This window comes from Synechococcus sp. CS-1326 (assembly GCF_025128115.1).
Taxonomy (GTDB): domain Bacteria; phylum Cyanobacteriota; class Cyanobacteriia; order PCC-6307; family Cyanobiaceae; genus Regnicoccus.
The window spans coordinates 123,075-138,711 of sequence record NZ_JAHLYV010000035.1 but is presented as its reverse complement, the minus strand read 5'-3'; the positions used below and the strand labels follow the sequence as shown (position 1 = coordinate 138,711).

Genomic DNA, 15,637 nt, shown 5'->3' with positions numbered 1-15,637 from the left:
CCCAGTGCCGCTGGCATCCCCGACATCACCATGCTTTCCCGTCGTCCCCACCTGCTCCAGCCCCTGATGCGCCTCGGCCTCAGCCTGGTGCCTGCGCTCGCCGCTCTTGCCCTCCCCTTGCCCCTGCTCAGCCAGACCGCCCAGCCGAGCGCCACGAGTGCTTCCAGCAAAGGAGCGGAGGTGTACTGCTTCATGCGCAGGTCAGGCAACAACCATGAAGTGAGCTGGGCGGCGGCCTACGCCCTGATCAAGCGCCAGAGCGACAGCCTGTTCAAGACATCACCGGAGCACGCAGCTGTGATGATCACCGAGGCCGTGGTCAAGGAGCCCAGCGCCTATCCCGACTGCGGCCAGTATCTGGGGGCTCTCTATGGAGCTGAGAAGGCGCCGGAAGCCTCCCCCAGCCAGTCGTCCACAGGCGGAGCCGTTCCGCTCCCCAGCAGCGGGACCAGCCGGGGCGGGCGCTACAGCTACTGATCGGGCTCGCCCTGCGCTGGCGCCCCGCTTGCCCAGGTCTTGATCAGCGTCTGCACCAACGCCGGCAGACGGGTCCTCCGCAGGCTGGTCTGCCTGCCCTCCAGCAGCAGCGCAACACGCCCTGCCTTGCTGGCAATCAAGTCATCGACCAGCTGATCAGCCACGCCAAGCTGCAACCAATGGCTGGTGAGGGGGCCGCCCATGCCGATCCGATGGCAACGGTCTTCCGCCTGTTCGGCATCCCCGGGAGTCCAGGGTCGCTCCAGCAACACCACATGGGCAGCCCGACCCAGATTGAAGCCCAGGCCTCCCGTGCCGAAGGTGGCGATCAGCAGAGACGTGTGACCTCCCTGAAACAAATCCACCTGGCCCTGCCGTTCAGCAGGCTTCAACCGGCCGGTGAGCAGGGCGCCACCCAGCCGTTCCTGCAGCCGTTCTGCGGCAGCCAGGAACGCTGTGAACACGACCACGGCCTGCTGTCGCCTGAGCAGCCCCGCCACCAGCTCCTCCGCCGCCGGCAGCTTGTACTGGGCTCCGATCTGGCGCAGGGCCGTGAGCATCGCCAGCGCCTCTGCGTCGGGCCTGACAATCCCCAGGGCCGCCCGACGGCGGTAATGATCCACCTTGCCCTGCAACAGGTGCTCAAAGCCCCTGGCCTGGCTGGCCGAGAGTTCCACAGGATGGAATTCCCGCCGTTTCGGAGGTAGATCGAGGCAGTCCTGCTTGCGGCGATAAAGGAGCAACGGGCGGGTCAGATCCTGGAGTTCCTCGAGCCGCTCAGCCCCGGAAGCCTGCCAACGCTGACGTCCGCCGACCTGACGCCAGTGACCCTGGCAATAGCGCTGCTCGAACCCCTGCTGATCGCGGCCGAGCGGATGACCGATCGCGGCCAGCAGTGGGAACAACTGGGATGGGCGACCGTTCTTCATCGGTGTGCCGGTGAGCAGCCAGATGCTCCGCAGGCGCGGGTGTCGCGCCAGACGCAGCAGGGACTGGGTGCGCACGGCCGACAGGTTCTGGGCGTAGTGGGCCTCATCCACGATCAGCACCGTGCCGGCCGGAGGCAGACTGGTGGGTAGCCGGCCCCAGCTGATCAGCTCCAGTTCGAGCCCGAGCGCCATCGACTCCTGGCGCCAGTGGGCATGCAGACCGGCCGGAGCCACCACGGCAATGCGACAGGCGGCAAGGCGCACCATCGCCCTGGCTGCCGCCAGGGCCGAGAGGGTTTTGCCGAGGCCCATGGCGTGGGCGAGCAGCCCACCGCGGCGGGCCAGCAGCCAGCGGGCAGCCAGTCGCTGATGGGGGAAGAGCCGGCGCCCATCGGACAACGGCTGCTCCAGTTGGGCCGCTGCCACCAGGGCCCGATGGGGGGGCAGAGGGGGCAGGGGCTGCTCCAGCCAGGCCATCCATTCCGCCAGCTCGGGATCGATCCGGAACCGTCCGCCCAGCAGCTTGCGCAGGGCCAGGGCTGCCTCCAGCGGGAACTCCCAGCGAAGTCGGCGGGATCGCCAGACGCCCCGGGGACGAACAGCGCGCAACTGGGCCTGGGTGACGGGATCGAAGGGGGAGACCACCTCGATCAAGCCGCTGGCACCCAGACCGAGCCGACACGTCGCTGTCGCTGCCCATCCACACGGATCGGGGATGGCGCAAACCGAACCAGAGGAGCCCCAGGCCAGAGACAATCACCACAGCGGCAGCATCGGAATCTAGGTGGGCCGGGTTCGCCGATCAGCGGCTGGCGAAGCAATCAAAATGCAGTGTTCGACACATTGACAGCCGAGGAGGTGGGTGCACAATGCTCGCAATTGAATCAAGAGGATGCACGCCAGAGATGCGGTCTTTCTTGAAGAACTCTGCCCCAAACTAAGGGTCCGTCACTGGCGACAATCCCTGCACAAACACACCCATCATCGTTGTATTTATTGCGGCGATCGTTCTGAATCCATCGATCACCTGATGCCACGTTGCCGAGGTGGCCTGAGTGTGACCGCCAACTGCGTCCCGGCCTGCCTGGCCTGCAATGGCCACAAGAGTGATGCCGATGCTTTTGATTGGTATCGGCAACAACGCTTCTACGACCCGCGACGGGCCATGGCGATTCGAGCCTGGATGGATGGCGACCTGCGGCTTGCCGTGCGGCTCTTGCAGTGGGCCACACCGGAAAAACCCGTTCATGGCCCCGGAATCGCAACGGACCAGGGTCCAGGCGGCCTGATGCTCCAGGCGGCCTGAACGGTTGACCGGCTCACCAGACACGGCAGATGGCCGGGCTGTTGTGGCGCAGACAGATCTCCTCCTGATCGCCAGGCCGCTCCGGTGCGACCACGGCGGCGGCCAGCAGCAGGCCAGCGGCCAGAATGGCAGGCGCAGCCGAGCGGCCCAGACGTCGTGAAGAGGAGCCCAGGGAAGCGGTCATCGATCAACGGATTGAAGATGGTACAGGTGTACTGATGACAGGCTCGATTGTCAATCCCCTGGGGGGCAGATTGCTGGTGCTCGGTGGCGGCTACAGCGGGCTTCGCCTGGCCAGGGCCGCCCTGGACCAGGGCATGGCCGTGACCATCACCCATCGCCAGGCCTCCCCCCCGGACACCGGCACAGGGCCGGAAGGCAATGGCGATGCGTTGCAGTGGGTTCACTTTGATTCCGGGGAAGGGGCCAACCAGCTCGATCCGGGGGCCCTGGCCGGGGTGAGCCATGTGCTGGTGACGATCCCTCCTGATCGCCAGGGGCTCGATCCGGCGCTGGGCAGCCTGGATCCACTCCTGGCCCAGCTTCCCTTGCAATGGCTCGGCTATCTCTCCACCACCGGGGTCTACGGAGACCGGGGCGGGGACTGGGTCGATGAGTCGGCCAACCCTCTGCCAGGCGCCCAGCGCTCCCTGGCCCGGCTGGCCTGCGAGCAGGCCTGGTTGGGAAGCGGCTGGCCGGTGCAGGTGTTTCGCCTGCCGGCGATCTACGGCCCCGGCCGATCCCCGTTCCAGAGCCTGCGGGACAACAGCAGCCGACTGATCCACAAACCTGGCCAGGTGTTCAGCCGCATCCATGTCGACGACATCGTTGGCGCCCTGCTGCATTGCCTGCGCCTGGCTCCAAGCCAGCGGCCTTCCCTGATCAACGTGGCCGATGATCGCCCCTGCCCTTCCAGTGAGTCCCTGGGCTACGCAGCCCATCTGGTGGGCTGCAAGCTTCCGGAGGTGGAGCGTTACGGGGATGTCGCCGCCAGCCTCAGCCCGATGGCGCGCAGCTTCTGGGCCGAGAACCGGCGGGCCAGCAACCGCAGGCTCTGCCGGGAGCTCGGCTACAAGCTGCGCTACCCCTGCTTCCGCGCGGGTTACCGTGCCAGCCTGGAGGAGGAAAGCAGCTGGGCTCGCAAGGCCGGATGAGCTCGGCAGCACCGGAGGAGGCCGGGATCTGAGGCCATCAACGGCTGGTTGCTCCGGTCGTCGGCGCGCACACGGGCGTGGCGTCCGGCGAGAGATTGTTCAAGGTCGGCAATTTGGTGTCGGCCAGGAAGCGGCACCAGTCGATCGAGATCCAGCCCCGCTGCATCCCTGTGCCCAGAGCGAAGAACATCGATCCAATCAGCAGCCAACGGATCATGGGTCCAACGATCCCCAGACCTCAGCGTAAGCAACGGCGCATCGCCCTCTGCCTCGGGGACCCCGCCGGCATCGGCGCCGAGGTGAGCCTGAAGGCCCTCGCCTCTCTGGAGGGACGGGGAATCGAGGTGCTCTTGGTCGGTTGTCGCCGCTGGCTGGAACGCACCCATGCCGCCCTCCGGGACGTCAGTTCAGTGGCCCTGGCCGATCCATCAAACCTCGCCATGCTCGATCTGCCCCTTGAGGGCGCCGTGGAACCCGGTCGCGGCAACGCCGCCAGTGGAGCCGCCAGTTTCGCCTGGCTGAGCGCCGCCACCGAGCTGGTGCGCAGCGGCGCATGCCAGGCCCTCACCACGGCCCCGATCGCCAAGCAGGCCTGGCATGCGGCGGGCCACCCCTATCCAGGCCAGACGGAGCGGCTGGCGGAACTGTGCGGGGGGGGCGAACCATCGATGCTGTTCACCGCCCGGGCCCCACGGGGCCAGTGGCGGCTCAACACCCTGCTGGCGACCACCCACATCCCGCTCAAGGAGGTGGCGCACCAGCTCAGCCCCGCCCTGGTGGAACGCAAGCTCGACGTGTTGCTGGCGTTCTGCCGACGCTTTGAGCCCAGGCCGCAACTGGTGGTGGCCGGGTTGAATCCCCATGCGGGGGAAACAGGCCTGCTGGGCCGCGAAGAGCAGGACTGGTTGATTCCCAGCCTGGAGCGCTGGCGCCGCCGTCATCCTGAGGTGGAACTGCTCGGCCCCCTGCCACCCGACACCTGCTGGCTGGGGGCGGCTGCCGCCTGGCGTGGTGACTGCCGTGGTCCGAGCGGCTACCTGGCGCTGTATCACGACCAGGGGCTGATCCCGGTCAAGCTGCTGGCCTTCGACGAAGCCGTGAACACCAGCCTCGGTCTGCCATTTCTGCGCACCTCACCGGATCACGGCACCGGCTTCGATATCGCCGGACAGGGCATCGCCAGATCCCGGAGCATGGAGGCGGCCCTGGAGACCGCCTGGGAACTGGGCTGAACCAGCGGTTGCGGTTCAGACCGGCTTGACCCGGACCAGCACCTGTCCGTACTCGACGGGGGTGCCGTTCTCCACCAGGATTTCGACCACTTCTCCGCTCACCTCAGCCTCCAGCTCATTCATCAGCTTCATCGCCTCGAGAATGCAGACCGGCTGACCGGCGGCAATGCGGCTGCCCAGTTCAACGAACGGTGGATCGCCGGGTGTTGCGGCCCGGTAGAAGGTGCCGACCATCGGTGCTGTGATGTCGACAAGATCGGTTCGGATGGGTGCGGCCGGAGGCGGCGGGGCTGGGGCGGGCACCGCTGCCACTGCCGGCGAAGCGGCAACCGGCAGGGCGGGAGCGACCGGGGCCGGCGCAGCGGCAACGGGCAGGTTGCGGCGTACCTCAAGCCGGAAGTCGTCGCCTTCGAGCTTGAGCTCCTGGATATCGCTCTGCTCAAGGACAGCGAGCAGGCGATGAAGCTGGTCATGGTCAAGCTGCATGGCGCCTCAGGACTCCCTGCCCAGATAACTGTCGGTGCGGGTATCGATCTTGATTTTCTCGCCGATTGTGATGAACAACGGCACCATCACCTGGGCTCCCGTCTCCACGATCGCCGGCTTGGTGCCGCCGGTGGCTGTGTCGCCCTTCACGCCGGGGTCGGTCTGGGTGACCTCCAGCACCACGGAGTTGGGAAGTTCCACCTCCAGGGGCGATCCGTTCCAGGACACCACACTCACCTCCATGCCTTCCTTGAGGTACTTGCGCCCATCTCCGATCTGCTTGGCCGTGAGCCGGGTTTCCTCAAAACTCGCCATGTTCATGAATACGTACTCATCGACTTCCATGTAGGTGTGCTGCAAGGTTGATTTCTCAAGCACCGCCTGGGCCACCGTCTCCCCAGCCCGGAACGTCTTGTCGACAACGCTGCCGCTCTGGACAGCCTTCAGCTTGGTGCGCACGAATGCCGACCCCTTGCCGGGCTTGACATGGAGAAACTCGACGACGCGCCAGACCTGCCCATCCAGCTCGATCGTGGTGCCTGTCCGAAAATCGTTGCTGGAGATCATTCCGGAGCGACATCAGAGCGGGATTGTACGGCTGCCCTTCCTTCGCCAAGCCACCAGGAGCCTGACCTGCCAGCCGTGCCAAAGTCCGATGATCGGCTGGATCAGTCTTGCCAAACATCCACATCCGATCAACCCGAGCTGTCGATCCCACCCGCTGGATCGGTCGGAGCCTGGCCATTCTTCTGGTCGCTCTGCTGGGCTTGATCACCGGCCTCGGCGGCCCAGCGGCAGCCCGGGCCGCCCTCCCCCCCGGCAATGCGGTCAGCGATCCCACCGCCCTGCTGCGCAACGCCCTCCCCATTCCGGCTGGCGACCTTCAGGATCTGCAGCACAGGCTGGAGGCCACCAGCGACGAACTCCGGGCCAAGCGCTGGAGTGCCCTCTCCAGCGCGGTGCGCCGCAGCCAGTCGTTGCTGAGCAGCCGTCATGTCGCCCTGCTGAACGCCTTCCCTGCCGCCGACCAGAGCGAAGCCACGGTTCTGCTGGACCACCTGGAGACCCAGCTTCAGGATCTCTTCGAGGCCAGCGAGGTCCAGAACCGCGACGCCTTCCTAGACGCCCGGCGGGCCGCCCTGGGCAGCATCGGCACCGCTGAAGCGCTGCTGGTCGGGCCGTTCCCGTTCGAGATCCCCGCCGAATTCACGGCACTGCCGCGGCTGCTCGGTCGGGCAACCGTTCAGATCACCACCACCAAAGGCGACCTCACCGCCGTGGTGGACGGCTACAACGCGCCGATCACAGCCGGCGCCTTCGTGGATCTGGTTCAGCGGGGCTTCTATGACGGCCTGCCATTCAGCCGCGCCGAAGATTTCTATGTTCTCCAGAGCGGAGATCCCGCCGGTCCTGGTGATGGCTTCGTGGACCCCACCACCAGGCAGCAACGCCGGGTGCCGCTGGAAATCCGTGTGCCTGGCGAAGACCAGCCGTTCTACAACCAGACCTTCGAGGATCTGGGACTGTTCAAGGCAACACCGGTCCTGCCATTCGCCACCAAGGGGACGCTCGGCTGGGCCCATTCCGACGAAGCCCTCGACGATGGTTCCTCCCAGTTCTTCCTTTTCCTCTTTGAAGCGGAACTCACCCCGGCCGGACTCAACCTGATCGACGGCCGCTATGCGGCCTTCGGCTACGTGGTCGATGGCTTCGATGTCCTGCAGGAGCTCAGCGCCACAGACGGCATCGTCAAAGCCACCGTTCTGGAAGGGGCCGAGAACCTGCGGCCCCATGGCTGAACCGCTGCCTCGCATCCATGGCTGAGCAGGAGAATCTCACCCTGGCCGAGCTGGGTGAGTCAGGCCTGCTGGAGCGGATCGCCGGATTCGCCCCACCCGGCCAGCTCGACGATGACGCAGCCCTGCTGGCGGAACGCAGCGGTGCCGTGCTGGTGATCAACACCGACATGCTGGTGGAGGACGTTCACTTCAGTGAGACAACGATGGGGCCGGCCGACCTGGGCTGGCGGGCCGCCGCCGCCAACCTGTCCGATCTGGCGGCGATGGGCTGCCGCGAGGTGATCGGCCTGACCGTTGGCCTGGTGGCCCCTGCCTCCACCCGCTGGAGCTGGGTGGAGGGTGTCTACAGGGGACTCAGTGAGGCCCTGGACTGCCATGGAGGCCATCTGCTGGGGGGCGATTGCAGCCGTGGCCAGCAGCGCCTGCTGGCGATCACGGCCCTGGGCAGGCTGGGTGCGGAAGGAGCGATCCGGCGTGGCGATGGCAGGCCCGGTGATCGGCTGATCAGCACAGGCCCCCATGGCCTGAGTCGCCTGGGACTGGCTCTGTTGCGCCGGGAGCCCGTGCTGAGCTCCATCAGCCCGGAGCTGCGGGATCTGGCCCTCAACGCCCACCGGCGTCCGGTGCCACGCCTCGATGCCGTGGTGGCCCTGGCGGAAACACGGCCAAGCGGACTGAGATGGCGAGTGGGCGGCACCGACAGCAGTGATGGCTTGGCCGCCGCCGTGGCCGCCATCGCCCGGACCAGCCAATGCGATGCGGAACTTGATCGCCATGCCCTGCCCCTTGCCGAGGAGATGAAGGCTCTGGGCGATGCGGAAGCCTGGTGCCTGGGGGGAGGTGAAGATTTCGAACTGGTACTGGCCCTCGATCCCAGCTGGGCGGCGGCGTTGCTGAGGGCCCTGCCCGGAACGGTGGAGATCGGCAGATTGAAGGAGAAACCTCCTGAAGGCATCCTCTCCGGCGGGACGAAAGCAACTCAGCCTGTGGGCTGGTCAAGCGGTGAGCCGCTGCTGCTGGAGACGGATAGCTTCGGCCATTTCCAGTGATCCAAGCCAGTCATCCACGAAGGATGCCGTAGGCATTCCTTTGGCGAAAGCGGCGCTACCCGTTCAGATCAAGGCGATAGCCTCACTGCCACTGGCGAGCAACCACTTCGGCGAGGTCCACAACCCGCTGGCTGTAGCCCCATTCGTTGTCATACCAGGAGATGACTTTGACCATGTTATCGCCCATCACCAAGGTGAGATCAGCATCCACAATCGCCGATTCATCGGTGCCGGCGTGATCGGAGGAGACCAAAGGAAGATCACAGAATTTAATGATGCCCTTCATGCCGTTCTCGGAAGCCTGTTTCAGCACCGCATTGACCTCTTCCTTGCTGGTGCCTCGGCTGACTTCAATGACAAGGTCAACCACGGAAACATTGGGAGTCGGAACCCGCATGGCGATTCCGTTGAGCTTTCCCTCCATCGGCGGGTATACCAGTGCAACGGCTTTGGCGGCACCAGTGGAGGTTGGAACGATATTGATGGCAGCAGCACGGGCGCGGCGCAGATCGCGGTGGCTGGCATCGAGAATGCGTTGGTCGCCAGTGTAGCTGTGGGTTGTGGTCATCGTGCCCTTGACGATGCCGAAGCTCTGATCCAGCACCTTGACGACAGGAGCCATGCAGTTGGTGGTGCAGCTGGCATTGCTGATGATGTCGAATGCACCATGGGTGTATTGGTCTTCGTTCACACCCACAACGTAGGTGCCGATGCCTGGTCCCTTGCCGGGCGCGGTGATCAGCACCTTCTTGGCTCCTGCCTGCAGGTGCTTACCGGCACCGTCCTTGTCGATGAAGACGCCGGTAGCCTCAATGACAAGATCAACCCCCCATTCCTTCCAGGGGAGATTGAGCGGATTGCGATCCGAAAAACATTTGATCGTGCGGCCGTTGACAATCAGGGCATTATCGGCATAGCTGACTTCAGCATTCCTGATTTTGCCGAGCATCGAGTCGTACTCGAGCAGGTGAGCGTTGGTATGGGGATCAGAGGTGTCATTGAGCCCAACGATCTCGATTCCCGTCGCTTCGCCACGGCTCAACCAACAGCGCATGAAGTTGCGACCGATCCGGCCAAAACCATTGATCGCAACACGCAGGGTCATAGCAGCAACGGGAAAACCGCGTCAGAATAGGTTTTGGATGCCGATCATACAGAATTGCCTTCTGGCCATTCCAGGGGAGCAGTCCTGCGGCGCTGTCCTGCCAGTCCAGTCGGCTGCCCACCCGCCTGGCAGGCCGGAGGGGGAATCACCGTTTAAGTTTCAGGCCGTTGTGGTGACGCCCTTGACACTGCTGCTCGATCCCAACCAGCCTCTGCATTTCATCGGAGTCGGTGGAATCGGCATGTCGGCCCTGGCTGTGATTCTTGCGGACCGAGGATTTCAGATCAGTGGCTCCGACAGCCGGGACACAGCTGCTGTCAGGGATCTGCGCCAACGTGGTGTGCGGGTTCACCTGGACCAGAGCGCCGCCACGATCAAAGCCCTCTGCGCGGACATGGTTCGGGCGCCGCTGGTGGTGGTGAGCAGCGCGGTGCCCAGCGGCAACCCTGAGCTGGAGGCGGCGCACAAAGCGGGGCTGGCGGTCGTCCACCGCTCGGATGTCCTGGCCGCCCTGATCAACAGCCAGCCCTCGATCGCCGTGGCCGGCAGCCATGGCAAAACAACCACCAGCACCCTGGTCGCCACCCTGCTCGAGGCCTCCGGTAACGATCCGACCGCCGTGATCGGCGGAATCGTCCCGGCCTTTCGCAGCAACGCCCGGGCCGGACAAGGCCGGCTGCTGGTGGCCGAAGCGGACGAGTCCGATGGTTCCCTGGTGAAGTTCCGACCCAGCCTTGGGCTGATCACCAATCTGGAACTGGACCACACCGATCACTATCCGAACCTCGAAGCCCTGATCGAAACGCTCCGCAGCTTCGCTGCCGGCTGTGAAACGGTTCTGGCCAACCGGGACGACCCCGTCTTGCGAACCCATTTTCACCCCAGCGTCTGGTGGTCGATCGAAACAACCGAAGGTGCCGACTTCGCCGCCATTGCGGTGGATGAACAAGGGGATGGCACCGTTGCCGACTTCTTCGAGGCGGGGGTCTGCGTCGGCCGCTTCTGCCTTCCCGTTCCAGGCCGTCACAACCTGAGCAATGCCACCGCGGCCCTGGCCGCCTGCCGCCTGCAGGGGATCCCCTTTGCCGATCTGACCGCCCCGATTCAGTTTCTGCAGGCTCCCGGCCGTCGCTTCGACTTCCGGGGCAGCGTCGAGGGGCGACTGATCGTCGACGATTACGCCCACCATCCCAGCGAGGTGGAGGCCACCCTGCGGATGGCAAGGCTGATGGTGGAGAGCGGCCGCAGCCCGCTGCCCATCCCGCCGCGCCGGGTTGTGGCCCTGTTCCAGCCCCATCGCTACAGCCGCACAGCCGAGTTCATGGGCCCATTCGCCAGCGCCCTGGCCCTGGCCGACCTGGTGATGCTGGCACCCCTCTACAGCGCCGGGGAAACGCCGATCCCGGGAATCTCCAGCGAACTGCTGGCCCACGAAACCCGTCAGGTTCGTTCTGACCTGGCCGTCCATGTGGCCGCCGACCTGGATGATCTGGCCCGGCAGGTCTGTCGCCACTGTCGGCACGGCGATCTGGTGCTGGTGATGGGGGCCGGGGATGTGAACGGCCTTTTCGAGCGGCTCGAGCCGAGCCTGATCGCATGAACGCAGGCGTCCCGGATGGGTTGCGCCAGCAGGTGCGGCTCGACGCCTACACCACCTGGAAAGTGGGGGGAGAGGCCCAATGGTTCGCCGAGCCGGCCCAGACGGCTGAACTGATCAGCCTGGCGGACTGGTCGAGCCGGCAGGGCCTCCCCCTACAGCTGATCGGGGCAGGCTCGAACCTGCTGATCAGCGACGAGGGCCTGGAGGGATTGGTCCTCTGCAATCGCCGCCTCCAGGGAAGCCGCCTGGAGGCGGCCAGCGGCTCGGTGGAGGCCAAGGCCGGCGAACCGCTGCCGAGCCTGGCCCGGCGGGTGGCGAGGGCCGGGCTCAGCGGTCTGGAATGGGCCGTGGGGATTCCAGGCACGGTGGGGGGTGCCGCCGTCATGAATGCGGGGGCCCAGGGGGGCTGCACGGCGGAATGGCTTGAATCGGTCACCGTGCTCGAACCCGGCGGCTCGAAGCAACCCTTCACCCTGAAGGCGTCCGAGCTGGACTTCGCCTATCGACACAGTCGACTGCAAGAGGAGCCCCTGCTCGTTCTCGCCGTTAGCTTCCGGCTCAGTCCAGGTCACGATCCTGTCGAGATCAGCCGGAGGACGACAGCCAACCTGCACAGCCGCACCACCAGCCAGCCCTACCACCAACCCAGCGGCGGCAGCGTTTTTCGCAATCCGGAACCGCAAAAGGCCGGACAACTGATCGAAAATCTTGGCCTGAAGGGTCTCACCATTGGCGGGGCCATGGTGTCCCCCGTGCATGCCAATTTCATCGTCAACACCGGGGCCGCCCGCGCCGATCACATCGAGGCGTTGATTCAGGCTGTCCAGCAACGGGTGCACGGCTCCCACCGGATTGATCTGCACACGGAAGTGAAACGCCTCGGGCACTTCGCCTCACAGCCATGGGCGCCCGCATGACCAGGATCTAGCCTGCAGCCCTCTCGCATTCCTGGCATGGCCGGCTTCGGACTCCCCAACTTCGGTCAGCTGACGGAAGCCTTCCGCAAGGCCCAGCAGATTCAGCAGGACGCCCAGAAGCTTCAGGACGAACTGGATGCCATGGAAGTGGAGGGCAGCAGCGCCGACGGACGGGCCAGCGTCTGGCTTTCGGGCAACCAGCAACCGATTCGGGTGCGATTCGCGCCAGAGCTGGTGGCCGAAGGGACAGCCGCCACCGAAGCCGCCGCCTTCGAGGCTCTCAAGGCGGCCTATGACAGCTCGACGGCCACCATGAAGGAACGGATGGAAGAGCTCACCGGTGGCCTGAATCTGCCGGGCCTCGGGGGGTGAAGCGGAGCGATTCGCCCTGATCCTGCTCCTGCTGGCGGCGGCTGCGACGGGAGGTCTCCCTCAGGCGCGCATCGCGCTTCGGCTGGCGCCGCTCAGGCACCGCCGGCCCGGGGTCCAGTAACTCCTGAAGACACTGGCGATAGGCGGGATAGCGGTCCCAGTCGGTGCCGACCGCACAACCGGGATCTCCCTGGTGCAGGCAGTTGGTGTAGCGACAGGGCCCCAGGGCCAGCCGCCCCACCACCTCCGGAAACAGAGCTGCCAACCGGTTGGGATCCGCCGGAATCTCCGGCCTGTTGAATCCCGGTGTGTCGGCCAGCAGGGCCCCTGCTGCCAGGGAAAACAGCTCCACGTGACGGGTGGTGTGCCGACCCCGCCGCAGCTTGCCGGAAACCCTCCCCACCCGCAGAGCCAGGGCCGGAGCCAGGGCGTTGAGCAGGCTGCTCTTCCCCACCCCGGACGGACCGCAGAGCACGGCAAGGCCGGGCTTGCAGAGTCGCTGGCGAATCTCCGTCAGCCCCTCCCCCGTGGTCAGGCTGAATGCCAGGGGCTGATAACCCCAGGCCTCAACCCGCCGCAACCAGCCCTGCACGGCTTCCCCCGGCAGCAGGTCCGCCTTGGAGAACACCAGCTCGACCGCCTGGGCCGTGGCCTCGGCAGTGAGCAGGAACCGGGTGAGCTGGAGAGGGTCGAGATCAGGTTCCGCCAGGGCGACCATGACCACAACCCGGTTGCAGTTCGCCACGGCCGGTCGGCCCAGCAGGCTGCTGCGGGGCTTCAGGGCCACGATGGCGCCACGCCTGGCAACCCAGTCGAGACCATCGAGCTCGACGCTGTCTCCCACACAGACCTGCTGACCGGATTTACCAAGGCGGCTGCGGCGAACACAGAGCAGACGCTCGAGGCCGCCGGGGCCAGGCAAATCCAGCTGCACCTGGCAGAAATTCGCCTGCAAAGCCACCACCAGACCGGACACGACAGGTTCGGTTGCCATGCCTAGGCGCCGCTGCGGCAGACCAGCAACCGCACTCCGGCCGGCTGGGCCGTGCTGCAGGCCATCTCGATCGGCAGCGGCTGGGTGACAACCCAGTGACCCTCGGCCCGCAAGCCTTCGGCCACCATTCGCTCCGGTTCGCCTCCATCGAGGTCAATCTGCAGCCAGGCACCCGGAGCGACGGATTCAAGTTTCAGGCGGCTGCGAATGAAATTGACAGGGCAAGGGGTTCCCCGCAGATCAAGCCGCTGCCGTGGCTGGGAATCCTGCGGGGGTTCGGGTCTTTCCACCACCATGGCGCTCGCTGGCGAAGGAATTAACCGAAGAGCCCGCCGAAAAGCCCGCTCTTGTGGGGGTGGCCCTTTTCAGAATGGTGACCGGCCAGTTGCTCAAGCAGCTCCCGTTCATGGCTGCTGACCTTGGTGGGCAGCTGCACCTTCACCGTGAGGAAATGGTTGCCCCTGGCCACCGGATTCCCCAGCTTCGGCACCCCTTTGGCCGTCAGGGTGAGCACGGCGCCCGGCTGGGTGCCGGCCGGAATCTCGATGGACTCAGGACCATCAACGGTGTCAACTTCGATCTTGTCACCCAGGATTGCCTGGAGATAGTTCACCGTCGCATCCGAATGGATGTGGATGCCGTCACGGCGCAGCTTGTCGTGGGCCTGCACGAACAGGTAGACGTAAAGATCGCCGGCAGGGCCACCACGCTGGCCAGCATTCCCTTCGCCGCTGACCCGCAGACGGGTGCCTGAATCGACGCCGGCCGGGATGGTGATGCGCAGTTTCTTGCGCACCTGCTGCACCCCCTGACCACCGCAATCGCCACAGGGATCGGCAATCACCTGGCCGGTGCCTTCACAGGTCGGGCAGGGAGCCACCTGGGTGAAGCTGCCGAAAGGTGTGCGGGTGGCTCGACGAACCTGGCCCGACCCGCTGCAGGTGCCGCAGGTGGTGGGGCCGCTGCCTGACTTCGCCCCGGATCCCTGGCAGGTGGAGCAGGTTTCCAGATGGCGGATCTGCACATCGCGTTCCTGGCCGAACACCCCTTCGTTGAAGCTGATGTTCAGATCCAGCCTCAGATCATCACCCTGGCGCGGGCCCCGGCGGCGCGGTGCACCTCCAGCCGCTGGGCCACCGAAACCACTGAAGAAGGTTTCGAACAGATCAGCGAAACCACCCATGTCGCCCATGTCGGGAGCACCGCCCCCGGAGACACCGGCCTCGCCGAACTGGTCATAGCGGGCGCGGGTCTGGGGGTCGCTGAGGATCTCGTAGGCGCGGCCGATGTCCTTGAAACGCTCTTCCGCCGCCGGATCCTTGTTCACATCCGGGTGATACTGCCGGGCCAGGCGTCGGTAGGAACGTTTGAGGGTGTCGGCATCGGCATCGCGACCCACACCCAGCAGGTCGTAGTAATCGGCCATCAGTGCGCATCCTCACCGGTGCTCTTGTCGTCCTGAGCGGGCTGGGAAGCCGAAGGAGTGGCTGGGCCCGGACCCATCGACACTTTGACAAGAGCATGGCGCAGAACGCGGCCGTCGAGTTGGTAGCCCCGTTGAAGCTCCTCGACAACAACGTCTTCGGCGAACTGGTCGCTGGGTTCGCGCAGCACGGCTTCATGCAGTTTGGGATCGAAGGGCTCTCCTTCAACGCGCATCGGCGCCACCCCAAGCTGTTTGAACACCTTGACCAGCTGCTCATAGAGCGCCTGATAGCTGCGATGCAACCCCTGGGCTTCCTCACTCTGGGGAGCCAGCTGCTGGCGAGCCCGATCAAAGTTGTCGACCACCGGCAGGATCTCACTGAGGGTGGAGCAGGTGATCTGCAGTCGCAGGTCGTCCTGATCCCTGCTCTGGCGCTTTCGAAAGTTATCGAAATCGGCCGCGATCCGCATGTACTGGCTGCGGACGGTGTCGTGCTCGGCCCGGAGACTGGCCAGCTCGACCTCCAGCTGCCGCACCCGTTCAGCGGGGTCGGTGACCGACTCCGACTCCAGGCCGGCAGAGGCCTGGCCGTCGGGATCGCCTGGGCTGGCAACCTCTTCAGTCGGGGCCTGGGATTCGGAGGGCTGGGGGGTGCCATCCTGGACATCGTCCACAGGAGTGAACGGTTCCTGTTGAACGGGTGAGGCTTCTCCACTCATGCTGACTTGACCGCCAATCGCTCCTAGACATGTTGGACGTCGGAGCGCACCTCCCACAAGCGGCGGAAGCCC

Annotated in this window: 19 protein-coding genes; 9 read left to right on the top strand and 10 right to left on the bottom strand. The window is 65.6% G+C overall.

Annotation, left to right across the window (positions count from 1 at the left end; translation table 11 throughout):
• Nucleotides 1-30 precede the first annotated feature (30 nt).
• Nucleotides 31-477 carry a DUF6554 family protein gene (locus tag KQ307_RS14535; protein ID WP_259728380.1) on the top strand — a complete coding sequence of 149 codons (447 nt, stop codon included), beginning with the start codon at nt 31-33 and terminating at the stop codon, nt 475-477.
• Here KQ307_RS14535 and KQ307_RS14530 read toward each other — a convergent pair.
• Nucleotides 471-2,060, bottom strand: coding sequence for a DEAD/DEAH box helicase (locus tag KQ307_RS14530; RefSeq protein WP_259728379.1), 1,590 nt, complete (start codon nt 2,058-2,060; stop codon nt 471-473). The genes KQ307_RS14535 and KQ307_RS14530 overlap by 7 nt on opposite strands.
• 238 nt (nt 2,061-2,298) lie before the next feature.
• Here KQ307_RS14530 and KQ307_RS14525 point away from each other — a divergent pair, with 238 nt between their 5' ends.
• Complete coding sequence (locus KQ307_RS14525; RefSeq protein WP_259702598.1) at nt 2,299-2,712, top strand: HNH endonuclease; 414 nt, start codon at nt 2,299-2,301, stop codon at nt 2,710-2,712.
• 13 nt (nt 2,713-2,725) lie between these two features.
• Here KQ307_RS14525 and KQ307_RS14520 read toward each other — a convergent pair whose 3' ends face one another.
• On the bottom strand, nt 2,726-2,896 hold the full coding sequence (locus KQ307_RS14520) for a hypothetical protein (RefSeq protein ID WP_259728378.1): 171 nt from the start codon (nt 2,894-2,896) through the stop codon (nt 2,726-2,728).
• A 34-nt stretch (nt 2,897-2,930) separates the two neighbouring features.
• On the opposite strand from KQ307_RS14520, the gene KQ307_RS14515 reads away from it, so the two are divergent.
• The gene (locus KQ307_RS14515) at nt 2,931-3,866 is read left to right on the top strand and encodes an SDR family NAD(P)-dependent oxidoreductase (RefSeq protein ID WP_259728377.1); all 936 of its coding nucleotides are present in this window, start codon (nt 2,931-2,933) and stop codon (nt 3,864-3,866) included.
• Nucleotides 3,867-3,903: 37 nt separating this feature from the next.
• On the opposite strand, the gene KQ307_RS14510 is transcribed toward KQ307_RS14515, so the two are convergent.
• Entirely contained in the window at nt 3,904-4,083 is a 180-nt protein-coding gene (locus KQ307_RS14510) for a hypothetical protein (RefSeq protein ID WP_259702601.1), read from the bottom strand.
• Between KQ307_RS14510 and pdxA the strand changes: the two genes are divergently transcribed.
• A complete protein-coding gene (pdxA, locus tag KQ307_RS14505; RefSeq protein ID WP_259728376.1) occupies nt 4,082-5,098 on the top strand; it encodes a 4-hydroxythreonine-4-phosphate dehydrogenase PdxA in 1,017 nt (338 codons plus the stop codon). The genes KQ307_RS14510 and pdxA overlap by 2 nt on opposite strands.
• Nucleotides 5,099-5,113: 15 nt before the next feature.
• Here the strand turns inward: pdxA and accB are convergent, their stop codons facing one another.
• Nucleotides 5,114-5,584: an acetyl-CoA carboxylase biotin carboxyl carrier protein gene (accB, locus tag KQ307_RS14500; protein ID WP_259702603.1), complete on the bottom strand. Its 471-nt coding sequence runs from the start codon at nt 5,582-5,584 to the stop codon at nt 5,114-5,116.
• A 6-nt stretch (nt 5,585-5,590) separates the two neighbouring features.
• Nucleotides 5,591-6,151, bottom strand: coding sequence for an elongation factor P (efp, locus tag KQ307_RS14495; protein ID WP_259702604.1), 561 nt, complete (start codon nt 6,149-6,151; stop codon nt 5,591-5,593).
• Between the two features lie 116 nt (nt 6,152-6,267).
• Between efp and KQ307_RS14490 the strand changes: the two genes are divergently transcribed.
• Nucleotides 6,268-7,383 (top strand): peptidylprolyl isomerase, encoded by a 1,116-nt coding sequence (locus tag KQ307_RS14490; protein WP_399235209.1) that lies wholly within the window; start codon nt 6,268-6,270, stop codon nt 7,381-7,383.
• Nucleotides 7,384-7,400: 17 nt separating this feature from the next.
• Nucleotides 7,401-8,432 (top strand): thiamine-phosphate kinase, encoded by a 1,032-nt coding sequence (gene thiL, locus KQ307_RS14485; protein ID WP_259728375.1) that lies wholly within the window; start codon nt 7,401-7,403, stop codon nt 8,430-8,432.
• An 82-nt stretch (nt 8,433-8,514) separates the two neighbouring features.
• On the opposite strand, the gene KQ307_RS14480 is transcribed toward thiL, so the two are convergent.
• Entirely contained in the window at nt 8,515-9,537 is a 1,023-nt protein-coding gene (locus KQ307_RS14480; RefSeq protein WP_259728374.1) for a type I glyceraldehyde-3-phosphate dehydrogenase, read from the bottom strand.
• A gap of 172 nt (nt 9,538-9,709) precedes the next feature.
• Between KQ307_RS14480 and murC the strand changes: the two genes are divergently transcribed.
• The 3 genes from murC to KQ307_RS14465 are packed head-to-tail and all read left to right on the top strand — an operon-like array spanning nt 9,710 to nt 12,426.
• Nucleotides 9,710-11,137, top strand: coding sequence for a UDP-N-acetylmuramate--L-alanine ligase (murC, locus tag KQ307_RS14475; protein ID WP_399235166.1), 1,428 nt, complete (start codon nt 9,710-9,712; stop codon nt 11,135-11,137).
• Nucleotides 11,134-12,054, top strand: a complete 921-nt coding sequence (gene murB / locus KQ307_RS14470) for a UDP-N-acetylmuramate dehydrogenase (protein WP_259728373.1) — start codon at nt 11,134-11,136, stop codon at nt 12,052-12,054. The genes murC and murB overlap by 4 nt, the downstream gene beginning before the upstream one ends.
• A gap of 36 nt (nt 12,055-12,090) precedes the next feature.
• Nucleotides 12,091-12,426, top strand: coding sequence for a YbaB/EbfC family nucleoid-associated protein (locus tag KQ307_RS14465; RefSeq protein WP_259702609.1), 336 nt, complete (start codon nt 12,091-12,093; stop codon nt 12,424-12,426).
• Here KQ307_RS14465 and rsgA read toward each other — a convergent pair.
• From rsgA to grpE, 4 genes are read right to left on the bottom strand one after another with little or no spacing between them, the layout of a single operon-like run.
• Complete coding sequence (rsgA, locus tag KQ307_RS14460; protein ID WP_259728372.1) at nt 12,389-13,420, bottom strand: ribosome small subunit-dependent GTPase A; 1,032 nt, start codon at nt 13,418-13,420, stop codon at nt 12,389-12,391. The genes KQ307_RS14465 and rsgA overlap by 38 nt on opposite strands.
• Nucleotides 13,421-13,422: 2 nt before the next feature.
• Complete coding sequence (locus KQ307_RS14455; protein WP_259728371.1) at nt 13,423-13,716, bottom strand: sulfurtransferase TusA family protein; 294 nt, start codon at nt 13,714-13,716, stop codon at nt 13,423-13,425.
• A 20-nt stretch (nt 13,717-13,736) separates the two neighbouring features.
• Entirely contained in the window at nt 13,737-14,846 is a 1,110-nt protein-coding gene (gene dnaJ, locus KQ307_RS14450) for a molecular chaperone DnaJ (RefSeq protein WP_259702612.1), read from the bottom strand.
• Nucleotides 14,846-15,565, bottom strand: coding sequence for a nucleotide exchange factor GrpE (gene grpE / locus KQ307_RS14445; protein ID WP_259728370.1), 720 nt, complete (start codon nt 15,563-15,565; stop codon nt 14,846-14,848). Before grpE ends, dnaJ begins: the two co-directional genes overlap by 1 nt.
• Between the last annotated feature and the right edge of the window lie 72 nt (nt 15,566-15,637).

Bases quoted from the DNA above. Each gene is read 5' to 3' on its own strand.
- KQ307_RS14535 (WP_259728380.1), top strand. From the start codon at position 31: ATGCTTTCCCGTCGTCCCCACCTGCTCCAGCCCCTGATGCGCCTCGGC.
- KQ307_RS14525 (WP_259702598.1), top strand. From the start codon at position 2,299: ATGCACGCCAGAGATGCGGTCTTTCTTGAAGAACTCTGCCCCAAACTA.
- KQ307_RS14520 (WP_259728378.1), bottom strand. From the start codon at position 2,896: ATGACCGCTTCCCTGGGCTCCTCTTCACGACGTCTGGGCCGCTCGGCT.
- KQ307_RS14515 (WP_259728377.1), top strand. From the start codon at position 2,931: ATGACAGGCTCGATTGTCAATCCCCTGGGGGGCAGATTGCTGGTGCTC.
- pdxA (WP_259728376.1), top strand. From the start codon at position 4,082: ATGGGTCCAACGATCCCCAGACCTCAGCGTAAGCAACGGCGCATCGCC.
- KQ307_RS14510 (WP_259702601.1), bottom strand. From the start codon at position 4,083: ATGATCCGTTGGCTGCTGATTGGATCGATGTTCTTCGCTCTGGGCACA.
- accB (WP_259702603.1), bottom strand. From the start codon at position 5,584: ATGCAGCTTGACCATGACCAGCTTCATCGCCTGCTCGCTGTCCTTGAG.
- efp (WP_259702604.1), bottom strand. From the start codon at position 6,151: ATGATCTCCAGCAACGATTTTCGGACAGGCACCACGATCGAGCTGGAT.
- thiL (WP_259728375.1), top strand. From the start codon at position 7,401: ATGGCTGAGCAGGAGAATCTCACCCTGGCCGAGCTGGGTGAGTCAGGC.
- KQ307_RS14480 (WP_259728374.1), bottom strand. From the start codon at position 9,537: ATGACCCTGCGTGTTGCGATCAATGGTTTTGGCCGGATCGGTCGCAAC.
- murB (WP_259728373.1), top strand. From the start codon at position 11,134: ATGAACGCAGGCGTCCCGGATGGGTTGCGCCAGCAGGTGCGGCTCGAC.
- KQ307_RS14465 (WP_259702609.1), top strand. From the start codon at position 12,091: ATGGCCGGCTTCGGACTCCCCAACTTCGGTCAGCTGACGGAAGCCTTC.
- rsgA (WP_259728372.1), bottom strand. From the start codon at position 13,420: ATGGCAACCGAACCTGTCGTGTCCGGTCTGGTGGTGGCTTTGCAGGCG.
- KQ307_RS14455 (WP_259728371.1), bottom strand. From the start codon at position 13,716: ATGGTGGTGGAAAGACCCGAACCCCCGCAGGATTCCCAGCCACGGCAG.
- dnaJ (WP_259702612.1), bottom strand. From the start codon at position 14,846: ATGGCCGATTACTACGACCTGCTGGGTGTGGGTCGCGATGCCGATGCC.
- grpE (WP_259728370.1), bottom strand. From the start codon at position 15,565: ATGAGTGGAGAAGCCTCACCCGTTCAACAGGAACCGTTCACTCCTGTG.